9 protein-coding genes are annotated in these 13,648 nt (G+C 63.9%); 5 read left to right on the plus strand and 4 right to left on the minus strand.

Annotated elements, in window-relative coordinates:
• Positions 1–147 precede the first annotated feature (147 nt).
• The 4 genes from AB0I57_RS07975 to AB0I57_RS07990 form a co-directional block, all read right to left on the minus strand.
• A complete protein-coding gene (locus AB0I57_RS07975) occupies positions 148–1,527 on the minus strand; it encodes an FAD-linked oxidase C-terminal domain-containing protein (RefSeq protein WP_358332211.1) in 1,380 nt (459 codons plus the stop codon).
• 86 nt (positions 1,528–1,613) lie between these two features.
• Positions 1,614–2,084, minus strand: coding sequence for a nitroreductase family deazaflavin-dependent oxidoreductase (locus AB0I57_RS07980; protein WP_358332213.1), 471 nt, complete (start codon positions 2,082–2,084; stop codon positions 1,614–1,616).
• 65 nt (positions 2,085–2,149) lie between these two features.
• On the minus strand, positions 2,150–3,058 hold the full coding sequence (locus AB0I57_RS07985) for a DUF5995 family protein (protein WP_358332216.1): 909 nt from the start codon (positions 3,056–3,058) through the stop codon (positions 2,150–2,152).
• A 95-nt stretch (positions 3,059–3,153) separates the two neighbouring features.
• Entirely contained in the window at positions 3,154–4,809 is a 1,656-nt protein-coding gene (locus AB0I57_RS07990; protein ID WP_358332219.1) for a sulfatase-like hydrolase/transferase, read from the minus strand.
• Between the two features lie 451 nt (positions 4,810–5,260).
• On the opposite strand from AB0I57_RS07990, the gene AB0I57_RS07995 reads away from it, so the two are divergent.
• From AB0I57_RS07995 to alaS, 5 genes are all read left to right on the plus strand, one after another.
• Positions 5,261–5,881 carry a universal stress protein gene (locus AB0I57_RS07995; protein WP_358332222.1) on the plus strand — a complete coding sequence of 207 codons (621 nt, stop codon included), beginning with the start codon at positions 5,261–5,263 and terminating at the stop codon, positions 5,879–5,881.
• Positions 5,882–6,074: 193 nt separating this feature from the next.
• Positions 6,075–7,898, plus strand: a complete 1,824-nt coding sequence (gene aspS / locus AB0I57_RS08000; protein WP_358332225.1) for an aspartate--tRNA ligase — start codon at positions 6,075–6,077, stop codon at positions 7,896–7,898.
• 222 nt (positions 7,899–8,120) lie between these two features.
• Positions 8,121–9,296, plus strand: a complete 1,176-nt coding sequence (locus AB0I57_RS08005) for a kinase (protein ID WP_358332228.1) — start codon at positions 8,121–8,123, stop codon at positions 9,294–9,296.
• 57 nt (positions 9,297–9,353) lie between these two features.
• Positions 9,354–10,775 carry a replication-associated recombination protein A gene (locus AB0I57_RS08010; protein WP_358332231.1) on the plus strand — a complete coding sequence of 474 codons (1,422 nt, stop codon included), beginning with the start codon at positions 9,354–9,356 and terminating at the stop codon, positions 10,773–10,775.
• Positions 10,776–10,973: 198 nt separating this feature from the next.
• Positions 10,974–13,646, plus strand: a complete 2,673-nt coding sequence (gene alaS / locus AB0I57_RS08015; RefSeq protein WP_358332234.1) for an alanine--tRNA ligase — start codon at positions 10,974–10,976, stop codon at positions 13,644–13,646.
• Positions 13,647–13,648: the final 2 nt, after the last annotated feature.

Raw genomic sequence — 13,648 nt, forward strand, 5'->3', positions numbered from 1 at the left:
ATCCCCCCTCGACACGACGCGGCCTGCACCCGCCTCGACCCATATGACGCGCCGCCACCTTATCCGGTTCCGGCCGCATGAACAGCACCGGCCGCCCCCGGACGGTGCAACGGCGTCGACCCCGAACACACCGATGGGTCGACTGGGTCAGGCGAACACCGCGCCCGGGTTGAGGATCCCCAGTGGATCGAGCGCCGCCTTGATCCTCCGGTTCAGTTCCATGGCGTCCTCACCGAGTTGTCTCGGCAGCCAGTCCCGCTTGAGCCGTCCGATGCCGTGTTCGCCGGTGATGGTGCCGTCTAGCGAAAGCACGAGATTCATGACGCGGTTGAAGGCGACGTGGGCGCGTTCGGTCGCGCCGGGGTCGGTGGCGTCGTAGACGATCAGGGGGTGGGCGTTGCCGTCGCCGGCATGTGCGACGGTACCGATAAGAATGTTGCACTCCTCGGCGATCGTTTCGACACCGGTAACGAGCGCAGGCAACTGCCGCATAGGTACCCCGACGTCCTCGATTAGGACACTGCCCATTGCCCGAAGGCTGGGGAAGACGGCCCGGCGGGCGAGGGTAAACGCTTCACCCTCCGCAGTGTCATCGGTGGCGAACACCTCTGTCGCGCCATGCGTTTCGCAGGCTGCGACTATGGTCTCGATCTCGTGTGCACCGGCAGAGCCGGGGGAGTCGGACTGGGCGAGCAGCAACGCGCGGGCGTTGCGGTCCAAACCCATGCGGACGCCATCCTCGACGGCGTTGATGCTTGCGTGGTCCATGAGTTCGAGCATCGCGGGGCGGATCTGGCCGGTAATGGCGAGGACGGCGTCAGCGGCCGAGTCGACTGACGGGAAAGATGCGACCACGGTCGACGCGGGTGGTTGCGCGGGGATCAGTCGCATTGTGAGTTCGGTGATGATCCCGAGCGTGCCCTCACTGCCGACGAACAGCTTTGTCAACGACAGTCCGGCGACGTCTTTGAGTAGCGGTCCACCGAGACGCACGGCGCTGCCGTCGGCGAGGACCACCTGCATCCCGAGCACGTAGTCTGCGGTCACGCCGTACTTGACGCAGCACAACCCGCCCGCGTTGGTGGCGGCGTTGCCACCGATCGAGCTGATCTCGACCGACGACGGGTCCGGCGGATACCAGAGTCCGTGCTCGGCGGCGGCCTTCTTCACCTCGGAGTTGAGCAGCCCTGGTTGGGTGACCGCGACGCGGGCAACCGGATCGACGGTGACCTCTCTCATCCGTTCGGTGCTCAGGACGATCCCTCCGTCGACGGCGCTGCATCCACCTGATACCCCCGAGCCTGCGCCGCGCGGAACCACGGGTACCCGATGCTGCGACGCCCAGCGCATCACGGCCTGCACGTCCTCGGTGCAGGTGGCCCGGACCACCGCGATCGGGGTGCCTGCGCCTGGGTCGGAGGCTGAGTCCTGGCGGTAGCCGGCGGTAATGTCCGGATCGGTGAGAACCGCGCCTTTGGGCAACGCGTCGATGAGTTGATCCAGAACCGCCGGATCCAGCGTCGTCATAGGTCCATCATGCATCCGCATGCCGGATCCGCAGCCCTGTTAGTGCCGTACGTGCGAAGAATTGCGTGAACGCGGCCGCCCCTCTACTAAGAGTTCGGAACCTCCGGCGCGAGAACGAAGACAGGTATCTCGCGTCCAGCCTTCTCTTTGTACCCGGCAATCGACGGGATGAGCTGCAGCGCTCGATCCCACCAGAGGGTCTTCTCGTCTCCCGTTACCTCACGGGCGATCATGTCGCGTAGATTCGGGCCGTCTTGCAGTTCGACGTGGGGATCGGCGAGCAGGTTGTAGTACCAGTCCGGATTCTTCGTCGCGCCGCGGTGAGTGCCAACGATTGCGTATTCACCGTCGTGTTCGATGCGTGCCAGCGGGGTCTTGCGTAGTTTGCCGGACTTTGCGCCCCTGCTCGTCATCAGCACAGTCGGTCTTCCCTGGGTGAGCGCGCCCTCCGCGCCTCCCGATTTCTCGTAGAGTTCGACCTGATCAGCTACGACAATCTCCTGCCCCCTGAGGATGAACTTCGAGGGGCTGGGTTCGTATTCGCCGTGGAGAGGCATGCCACCAGTAGATCACTTCCAAGCCCGTTGCTCCACCAGCCGAGAAGTCCGTTGGGGTGCGTGAGTTACAGTCCGCCGAGATCTGACAGAACCCCGATCGCCCCGCCGACCGACTCGTGCAGTGAAGCGATCGACGTCTCAGCCATCGGTGCGGTCCGCGGGTCCTGCAGCGCGAAACCGTGGGCGAGCGTGACCGTGTTGTATCCGCTGTCGGCCGCACGGAGGAGCGCCTCGGAGCCGGCGTCCTCGCCCACCAGTCGATCGAGACCCTCACCGAGAACGTAGAAGCGCCACATCGGCCCCAGATCGGCGCTGTAGACGTCGCGGGTCCTGTCGATGATCGTGTCGGCCTGGAGCGCAATCGAATCCACGATCCGATAGAAGTCGGCAACATGGGTCTGTTTGGTCTGTGCTTCGGCCACGGCGTATGCCAGATCGACTGTGAGATGAGCGTTGTAACCTCTCATGGCAACTTCCGCGGGCGGTGAATCGCACTGCTTGCTCATCGTGAAGTACTGCGCCCAATGGGGATCGACTGGCGCACCGGTGAACTCGGCATGAAGATTGACGAGGTAGCGCCGCAGCAGGTCGGAACTTAGCGCGTGCGCCCAGTCGCGATCTCCGAAGCTGTCGGGATCGCGTTGCATAGGCATGACGGCCGTACTTTCGACGGCGTCGAGGCCGATCGAGAATAGTCCCCGCCAATCGCGATGGCGGACCAGGATTTCGGTGATCTCTTGGTGTCGAGCGACCTCGTCCTCGAGACGCTCGAGGGAAGGAGAGGCGGGTAGCGTCGAGACATTCGACAGCGCCACGATGTGGTCGATTTCGGCTGCGGCCAAGGGGGTTCCGCATGCTTGCGCAATCGTGTTCGCCGCTGTTGCCGATGCGAATGGGGGAGCCGCTATCGCCGTAGGAAGTGCCGACAACAGCACAGCAAAGAGAAGGCGAGCGGACGTTCGCGCGAATTTCATCGGCGAAGCATAACCAGTCGCCCAGCGTCCACGGCGTTACTCGGTCGCCTCCTGGACCAGTCGTGTCAGGGGTGCGACGCTCGCGTCAGCTCGTGTCAGAAAGTTCCCGGCGGCGGTGTGGTCCCCTTCTCGGCCATGACCTGAATCAGTTTCGCGTGCATGTCCGCCGCCTGCTCGGGGGAGTAGAAGCCGACGTTGCGAGGATCGGCCATGTTGTGGAGCTCGTAGGGGTCTTCGTGCAGGTCGTACATTTCGTATTGCGGGCCGGCGACGCCTGCCGGGTCGAAGTACACGGCGTATTTCCAACGGTCATTCCAGATGGCGCGGATGTGACTTGGTTCCTGCACGATGAACTGGCCGTCCGGGGCCCCCGGATTCTGGTCGTCGTAGGTGAAGTGGATGAAGTCTTGCACCCCGGTGGTGGGTTCACCCGGCCTCGCGGATGCTTCGGTGATCACCGGTGCCAGATCGGTGCCGAGGAAGTTCCACGCCGAGCGGTCGGGGACGTGGGCAAGCGTGGCGAGGGTAGGCATCACATCGATGAGAGACGCCAGCGCGTCGGTTCTTGCAGGTCCGGGAAAGAGCACCGGATTGCTGATGACTAGAGGCACCCTCGTCGCTTCCTCGTAGACGTTGAAAATCTTCTGCCGGAGTCCGCCGTGCGACAAACCCATCTCGCCGTGGTCCGAGATCCTGACGACTACCGAGTTCTCGCGCAGACCGGGTGTGGCGTCGAGTGCGTCGAGCACGGTCCCGAGATGGTTGTCGACCACCTTCTGAAGGTACGCATAGAAGTTGACATAGTTCTTCATCGCATCGACACCGACCAAGGGGCCCAACGCGGCTGCGAGCAGGAGCTGGGACTGCACTTGCGCGCTCGGCTTGAAATTGAGTGCAAGCACTTCGTCGATGGAGGGTGGAAGTTCGATTCCCTGATTGAACGCCGCAGATGCTACGGAGCCGTAGTTGTCGCAGTCACCATCCAGCTGATCCCACGTCTGCGGGTACGCCAGGATGTCGTGCGGATTGGCGAGTGAGACGATCAGCGCGAACGGCCTCGTGTCGGTGGGGTCGAGATTCCTGAGAAAGTCGGCGGCCTGGTCGGCGACGCCTTGGTCGAGGTTGGCACACCCACCGCCGAAGTGGGCCGGATCGATGTCCTGGCCCAACTCGGGGGGAATCCATCCATCGAATCCGTAGGCCGCGAGATCGGCGCTGTCGGGTTCGCCGCCATCGGCGTTCTTACTCAGGTGCCATTTGCCTCGATACTGGACGTTGTACCCGGCCGAGGCCAAGAGTCTGGCCATGTTCTGCTCGGTGAGGCGCAGCTGCGGTTCGGATGGCGACAAAGTGCCGCCCTCGGTCAACGTGTTGGTCACTCCGTGCTGCGCGGGGTATAGCCCGGTGAAGAAGGTGGCCCGGCTCGGGGAGCACATCGCACTGTTGCAGTAGGCCCGGTTGAAGGTGAGCCCCTGGTTCGCCAGCCGCTGGCGGTTGGGCAGGTTCTGTTCCGCCCAGCCCTCGGGCCAGTGCATAGGATCCCGCTCCTGATCGGTGATGATCACCACGATGTTCGGGCGGGACGGTAGCGAGCCGGCCGACTCCGCCGCCGCCGGTTGCCTCCCGCTCGCGGCGACGCCCGCCACGCTCGCCATTCCCGCCGCTAGTAGCGTTCCCGCACCGCCGAGGAACGCCCGTCGGGGGACTCCGCTCGTGCCTGCCGATGCTGCGTGCTCGGGCTCTGGGGTCATCGCCTAATTGTCTCTGGGTGGCGAACTCGGGCGGGCGCAATTCGAAAAATCTGCTTGGAAGGTCAGTTTTCAAGGTGCGGTGGGAAGTTGGCTGTTCGAATGCAGGTGGGTGAAGGTTTTTCGTTTCTCGAGGTCGGTGTCGGCGAGGCATATGGCGTGTACGTCAAGCGAATGACAAGGCGGTAGTTCCGTGGAATGCGGTGCCTTCGTGAAGGACTCGATCAGACAACAAGAGCGGTCCGGCCGCATGGAGGGCTCGAGATGTCAATTCAGCTGGGGCTGAATGGCGTTGACGCAGCGATGGGAAAGGGTTGTCTTGCTTCGTGACAAATGCGAATGAATTGGCCATGGCGCCCGCTGGCGATGCCGCCGAGCGCGTAGTGCCAATGGTCCTTCGAAAAGGTGTCATTCGGAGCTAGAGGGCTCGACGACCCGCGGTTATGGTTGAAGAATGAACTCGACTGCGGTGGTCGTTTTTATAGTTATATGGATTGGTATCGGGCTGATTACCGGGCTGTGGATGGCCCGGCGTGGACATTCTCCGACCTGGACGATCGTCGCGGTGATATTGGGGCCCCTGTTCGTTCCGATCGCCTTCGAACGTGCCGAGCGCCGTCCTGTGATCGCTGCTGTGGGACCTGAGTCCCCGGAGTCACCAGAAGTGGGAGCTTCGTCTGGCAAGCCACGACTGCTGATCGGGCTGGACGGTTCAGCCGAGTCGGAGCGAGCCCTCGATGCCGCGCTCGACCTGATGGGAAGCCGATGTGGGACGGTGATCCTCGCCGAGGTCGTCTCGTACGATGATGCGAGCGAGGTGACCTCCGGGAACGAGGTGGAGGAGGCGTCCGGCCGTCTGGCGAAAGTTGCCTCCCGAGTTGCCGGGGTGCGGACGAGCTACGAGGTACTGGCAGGTCCGCCGAGTGAGGCGTTGCGCAAGTTCGCCGAAGAACAGGATGTCGACCTACTCGTCGTCAGCCGTCGCGGACGGGGACTTTCGAAGAGGCTGATGGGTAGTGTGTCCACCGATTTGGTGCAGCACGCAAAAGTGCCGGTACTTGTTATCGAACCCTGACTGGTTGGGCTTGTACCCCGATGCAGGCAACCGGTGTCCCCGGTGCAGACAATTCGACGCCGCCCATCCTCGAGGAACGCCTGAAATAGGTGTGCGTCCACCCAAAGTGGGTATGCGTTTGCCGCGCGCGTGAGAGATCTCCGTAGGATCTCAATTGAGGATGTTGCTTGCCCATGTTTCGAAAGGAAGTCCCGTGCTGCGCACACATCTCGCCGGTTCATTGCGAGCCGAGCAGGCCCAGCAGACCGTCACCCTCACCGGGTGGGTTGCAAGGCGTCGTGATCACGGCGGGGTGATCTTCATCGATTTACGTGACGCCTCGGGTGTGGCGCAGGTGGTGTTCCGTGAGGGTGCTGCTGCAGAGCAGGCCCACCGCCTGCGTGCGGAGTACTGCATCAAGGTGACGGGTGTGGTCGAGGTTCGTCCTGCGGGCAACCAGAACTTCGAGATCCCCACAGGGGCAGTCGAGGTCAATGTCGCCGAACTCGAGGTTCTCAACGAGAGCGCGCCGCTGCCGTTCCAGCTCGATGATCACGCAGGTGAGGAAGCGCGTCTGAAGTACCGCTATCTGGATCTGCGTCGCGAGGGCCCCGGGCATGCCATTCGTTTGCGTTCGAAGGTCAACGCGGCCGCCCGTGCTGTATTGGCGCACCACGAGTTCGTCGAGGTCGAGACCCCCACCCTGACGCGCTCGACGCCGGAAGGCGCCAGGGACTTCCTGGTCCCCGCACGCCTGCAGCCGGGCAGCTTCTACGCGTTGCCGCAGAGCCCCCAGTTGTTCAAGCAGTTGCTCATGGTTGGTGGTATCGAGCGGTACTACCAGATCGCCCGGTGTTACCGCGACGAAGACTTCCGCGCGGATCGGCAGCCCGAGTTCACCCAGCTCGACATCGAGATGAGTTTCGTCAACCAGGACGACGTCATCCTCCTCGCCGAGGAAGTGCTCACCGCGCTGTGGAAGCTCGTCGGGCACGAGATCAAGACCCCGATCCATCGGATGACCTATGCCGAGGCCATGCGGCGATTCGGTACCGACAAGCCGGATCTGCGATTCGGCGTCGAACTGGTCGAGTGCGCCGAGTTCTTCAAGGACACCACCTACCGGGTGTTCCAGGCGGAGTACGTCGGTGCGGTGGTCATGCCCGGTGGTGCAAGCCAGCCGCGCAGGCAACTCGACGCATGGCAGGAGTGGGCCAAGCAGCGTGGGGCGGGCGGTCTGGCCTACGTCCTCCTGAAGGAGGACGGCACCCTCGCTGGCCCGGTGGCCAAGAACCTCACCGACGGTGAGCGTGCCGGGCTCGCCGCACACGTCGGCGCGAAGCCGGGTGACTGCATCTTCTTCGCAGCCGGAACGACGAAGTCTTCACGCGCCCTGCTCGGTGCTGCGCGAGTGGAGATCGCCCACAGGCAGAACCTCATAGACCCGCACGCCTGGGAGTTCGTGTGGATCGTCGACGCACCCCTCTTCGAGCCCACCGCCGAAGCCACCGCCAGCGGCGACATCGCCCTCGGCTACAGCGCCTGGACTGCTGTCCACCACGCGTTCACCTCACCGAAGCCCGAATCGATCGATACCTTCGACACCGATCCGGCCTCGGCGCTCGCCTACGCCTACGACATCGTCTGCAATGGCAACGAAATCGGCGGTGGCAGTATCCGTATCCATCGCAAGGACGTTCAGGAACGAGTGTTCAAGGTGATGGGCATCTCCCACGAGGAGGCTGAGGAGAAGTTCGGTTTCCTCCTCGACGCGTTCGCGTTCGGAGCGCCACCGCACGGCGGAATCGCGTTCGGCTGGGATCGCATCACCGCCCTGTTGGCCGGCGTCGACTCGATTCGTGAAGTCATTGCCTTCCCCAAGTCGGGTGGCGGCGTCGACCCGTTGACGTCCGCACCGGCTCCCATCACCGCTCAGCAGCGCAAGGAATCGGGTATCGACGCCACCCCAGAGCTGAAGACTGAACCTCAGCCGAAGGGTGAGGCAGCCGCAGAACCCGTCAGTGGGGCCGCAGGGTAGGCAGGTTCCGAAGGGGGGTGATATCGCGAGCTAAGCAAGTGCCGCCACGTTACGAGTCGTGCGCGGCGGCGTCTGCAGGAGCACGAAACGGCACCATTGAGGTGACGGTTGATGTGGCTTCGCTCGAAGTGCCCACACCGGATCAAAACAAGTGCTGAAATTCATCGAGGCTCCTGAAAAGGACTCGAACATTTTTGTGACTAGCAGGTAAGTTGGTTCACGATGACTGCAATGCTGGCAGACCCAGTTTCAGAGGTAGTTGCCGCAGCTGAGAAGCTGCTCACCCGCCGTACCGGCGCATCCGTAACGCTGGTGGATCCCGTCGATCTGGGTGGCAGTGGCCGCTCAATAGTGCTTCGGGTACGTGTGGCGGAAAATCCGTTCTCTCTCCCACGGACCCTGGTGATCAAGCAGGTCCGCGAAGAATCCGGGATGCCCGGAACCCGGCCCGTCGACCCCGACGACCCGGGTGGCGACAGCTCGAGCGCGTTCCTTCGCGAGGCTGTCTCCTACCAGTTCGCCACTTCGCTCGCGACCGAGAGCCGGCCCGGTGCGGAACTGCTCGCATCCGACCTCGAAGCCCGACTGCTCGTGCTCAGCGACCTCGGTGACGTAAGCCCGATCAGTACATTGCTCGAGCATTCCGACTCCGACACGGTCGGCAACACGTTGATGGCGATGGCGCAGGCGCTGGGCCGGATGCACGCGGCCACCGTAGGCCGCGAAGAGGACTTCACCGCATTACTGCGACGCACCGGGGTGGCACGGTGCGACGACACCGTTGCCGAACAGGTCGAGCGTGCAGTGCCTGCCGTGCCGAGACTCCTCTCAGAGATCCTCGGTATCGACGTCTCCTCGGACATGACCGATCAGGTGGCGCGTGCCGCGAAATTGTTCGAAAGCCGCCGCTTCCGCGCGTTCAGCCCCTCGGACCTGTGCCCCGACAACATCATCGTCAACGGCGAAGGTGTGCGATTCCTCGATTACGAGTGGGGGGGTTTCCGCGACGCGATGCTCGACATCGCCTATGCGCTGGTCTCGTTCCCGGGCTGCTTGTGCAGCATCGAACTGTCCGAGGATCGGACGCAGGCGATGATCGAGGCCTGGCGTGCCGAGGTGGTGGGGATGTGGCCCGCGCTCGCCGACAACAACGTGCTCGCCACTCGGATGGTCGAGGCGCAGCTGATCTGGGTCTGGTTGAGCACATACCTGTTCCTGCCGGAAAATCACACACGAATTGCCGCCGTGCGCGAGCACCATATGTCGGTGCCGCGCTCGACAGCGTTGATGCGACGCTGGGACAAGCTGGCCCGCTCGGCGAATCGGGCCGGCAACACCGTGGTTGCCCATGAGGCCCGTGCCATTGCCGACAGGTTGCGGGTGCTGTCCGTTGGATGACACCCGACACACGGCGGTACAGAAACGGTCGGTGGTGTCCCGGGTAGCGTCGAACTTGTGAGCGATCTTTTCGGTTCGGATGTGGGTGAGGACGAGTCGGCGGGCCTGTTCGAGACGACGAGTCGGGAAGAGAACCCCCCGACCAACCCTGCTCCCGGTGCCAATTCGATGAACGGACACGCGCCCCTGGCGGTGCGTATGCGCCCGCGTACTCTCGCCGAGGTCGTCGGGCAGAAACACCTGTTGGCACCGGGTGCACCGCTGCGCCGCCTCGTCGAGGGATCCGGAGCGTCGTCCGTGCTGCTGTACGGACCACCCGGTACGGGTAAGACGACGCTGGCATCACTGATCTCCGGTGCGACAGGACGCCGTTTCGAGGCGCTGTCCGCACTGTCTTCCGGAGTGAAAGAAGTGCGAGGGGTCATTGATCTGGCCCGACGGCGGTTGCTCTCAGGGGAACAAACCGTTCTGTTCATCGACGAGGTGCACCGGTTCTCCAAGACCCAGCAGGATGCCCTGCTTGCCGCCGTGGAGAACCGGATCGTGCTGCTCGTCGCCGCGACCACCGAAAACCCTTCGTTCTCCGTCGTGTCGCCGTTGCTGTCCCGGTCACTGGTGTTGCAACTGCAGACGTTGACCGCAGAGGACGTCGAGGCACTTCTCGAGCGTGCGCGTACCGACGAGCGGGGTTTGGGCGGCGCGATCGAGATCGCGGACGATGCGATGGACCACCTGGTGCGGTTGGCTGCCGGGGATGCTCGGCGCGCACTGACGGCCCTCGAGGCTGCGGCGGGCGCGGCGCTCGACCAGGCGGGGCTCGACGAAAAAGGGGAGGGGCAGCGTCCGGTCCTGCTCGACCTCGCGACGGTGGAGGCGAGTGTCGACAAGGCTGCGGTTCGTTACGACCGCGACGGTGACCAGCACTACGACGTGATCAGTGCCTTCATCAAGTCGATCAGGGGATCGGATGTCGACGCAGCGCTTCACTATCTCGCGCGAATGTTGACTGCGGGTGAAGACCCGCGGTTCATTGCCCGACGCCTGGTCGTCCATGCCAGTGAGGACATCGGGATGGCGGACCCGACCGCGCTGCAGACCGCCACTGCGGCGGCTCAGGCCGTGCAGTTGATCGGCATGCCGGAGGCGCGTCTCGCGCTCGCCCAGGCCACCATCCACCTCGCGACCGCACCCAAGTCCGGAGCCGTCATCGCGGCGCTGGGGGCGGCGATGGCCGACGTGGCTGCGGGGAAGGCGGGACTCGTCCCGGCCCACCTGCGCGACGGTCACTACGCCGGGGCGGAGAAGCTGGGCAATGCGGTGGGATACCGCTACCCCCACGACCACCCCGACGGCGTTCTGCCCCAGCAGTACCCGCCGAACGAGCTCGTCGGCGTCGACTACTATCAGCCCACCACACACGGCAGCGAGCGCGAAATAGCTGGGCGCGTGGAGAAGCTGCGGCGCATCGTGCGGGGCTAGGGGGTCCCGCACGGGGACAGCGGTCATGCCTTTGCGCCCGGACGTGTTCTGCGTCACCATAGCGGTGTTCTCCTGCGGCCACCGGCGAGCGCCCCGGGAACCCGACCACATGCGCCAGTTAAGCTTGTAAGTGGTCTATTCGCCGTGTTTGCGGTGCGATCGACTCCAAATCACTGTCACACGCGAAGGGCAACTTAGGTGCAGACCCACGAGATCCGCAGGCGCTTCCTCGACCATTTCGTCAAGGCGGGCCACACAGAGGTGCCCAGCGCCTCGCTGATTCTCGACGATCCGAACCTGCTGTTCGTCAACGCGGGGATGGTGCAGTTCGTGCCGTTCTTCCTGGGGCAGCAGACCCCTCCGTACCCGACTGCGACCAGTGTCCAAAAATGTGTGCGCACGCTCGATATCGAGAACGTCGGGATCACCACGCGCCACAACACTTTCTTCCAGATGGCCGGAAATTTCTCGTTCGGTGACTACTTCAAACGCGACGCGATCAAGCACGCGTGGAATTTGCTGACCTCGAGTGTCGACGACGGCGGATACGGGTTCGACCCCGAGCGGATCTGGGTCACCATCTATCTCGACGACGACGAGGCCCGCGACATCTGGCGGGACGACGTCGGTATTCCGGAAGAGCGGATTCAGCGCCGTGGGATGGCCGACAACTATTGGTCCATGGGCATTCCCGGTCCGTGTGGTCCGTGCTCGGAGATCTACTACGATCGCGGGCCCGAGTACGGCAAGGACGGCGGTCCGGTAGCCGACGAGGATCGCTACATCGAGATCTGGAATCTCGTGTTCATGCAGAACGAGCGCGGGCTCGGTACGAGCAAGGACAGCTTCGAGATCATGGGCCCGCTGCCGAAGAAGAACATCGACACCGGCATGGGGGTCGAGCGGGTCGCGCTCCTGCTGCAGGGAGTCGACAACGTCTACGAGACCGATCTCGTCCGTCCCGTGATCGCGAAGGCTGAGGAGTTGTCGGGTCGCAAGTACGGCAGCGACCACCACGACGACGTGCGTTTCCGGGTGATCGCCGACCATGCTCGCACTGCCGCGATGCTCATCGCCGACGGCGTCAATCCCGGCAACGACGGCCGCGGCTACGTGCTCCGCCGGTTGCTGCGGCGAATCGTCCGCTCCGCCAAACTACTCGGCGCCGACAAGCCCAGCATGCGCGAGTTCATCACCGTCGTCCGCGACACCATGGCGCCGTCGTACCCCGTACTCGAAACCGACTTCGAACGAATCGAGACTGTGGCGGTCGGCGAGGAGTCGGCGTTCCTCAAGACGCTGGCGTCCGGTTCCAAGTTGTTCGAGGGGGCCGTGGAATCGGTCAAGGCGTCCGGCAGCTCGGTGATCGGCGGCGACAAGGCGTTCGCGCTACACGACACTTACGGCTTCCCGATCGATCTGACCCTGGAGATGGCGGCCGAGGCGGGTCTGTCCGTCGACGAGGAGGGCTTCAGGTCGTTGATGGCGGAGCAGCGTCAGCGTGCGAAGGACGACGCCCAGGCACGCAAGCACGCTCACGCCGATCTGACGGTCTACAAGGAACTCCTCGACCGTGGGGAGACCGAGTTCACCGGGTTCCATGAATTGGTCTCCGAGGCGCACGTTCTCGCGCTGATCTCGAATGGCCAGCGGATTCCGGCCGCATCCGCGGGCCAGGACGTCGAGGTCATCCTCGACCGCAGCCCGCTGTATGCCGAGGCCGGTGGCCAGATCGCCGACGTCGGCAACCTCACCGGGCCGGGACTGCGGGTGAAGGTCAATGACGTCCAAAAGATCGCGAAGAAGCTGTGGGTCCACAAGGTGACTGTGCAGGAAGGCCAGATCGCCGAGGGGGACATCGTTCTCGCGCAGGTGGACTCCGACTGGCGTAAGGGCGCGACACAGGGACACTCGGGCACACACATGGTGCATGCCGCGTTGCGGCAGGTGCTGGGCCCCAACGCCGTTCAAGCCGGATCTCTGAACAAGCCGGGCTACCTGCGTTTCGACTTCTCCTGGCAGGGCGCGCTGACGGAGGCACAGAAGCAAGACATCGAAGCCGTCACCAACGAGGCCGTGGCCGCGGACTACTCGGTCAACACATTCGTCACCGACCTAGACAAGGCGAAGGCGATGGGCGCCATGGCGTTGTTCGGCGAGAACTACGGCGACGAGGTGCGTGTCGTCGAGATCGGCGGGCCGTTCTCGATGGAACTCTGCGGAGGAACCCATGTGGGAAGCTCCGCGCAGATCGGCAACGTCACACTGCTCGGCGAGCAGTCCATCGGCTCGGGCGTACGACGTGTCGAGGCCTACGTCGGACTCGATTCGTACCGTTACCTCGCCAAGGAGCGCGCGCTTCTCGCCGGGTTGTCGTCTTCGCTGAAGGTTCCTACGGAAGAGGTGCCTGCCCGCGTCGAAGCACTCGTCGACCGGCTTCGGGCCGCTGAGAAGGAACTCGAACAGGTTCGTGCACAGGCTGTGCTGGCTTCAGCCGGGAAATACGCCGACAAGGCACACCGCATCGGACCTGTCATGCTGGTCGCGGACTCGGCCCCATCCGGTGTCCGAGGCAACGACCTGCGTGGTTTGGTCGCAGACATCCGCGGCAGGTTCGGTACCCAACCGGCCGTGGTGGTATTGCTCGGAGATGCGGACGGCAAGGTTCCGTTCGCGGTGTCCGTCAACGGGCCGGCACAGGAACTCGGACTCTCGGCGGGTGATCTAGTCAAGGACTTCGGGCCGAAGATCGGTGGTCGTGGAGGGGGGAAGGCCGACATGGCTCAGGGTTCCGGTTCCGACACCAGCGGAATTCCGGCCGCCCTCGACGCGGCCCGAGAACACGTTATGGACAAGGTGGGGAATCTGTAACG

Source organism: Rhodococcus sp. NPDC049939, assembly GCF_040656415.1.
Classification (GTDB): domain Bacteria; phylum Actinomycetota; class Actinomycetes; order Mycobacteriales; family Mycobacteriaceae; genus Rhodococcus_F.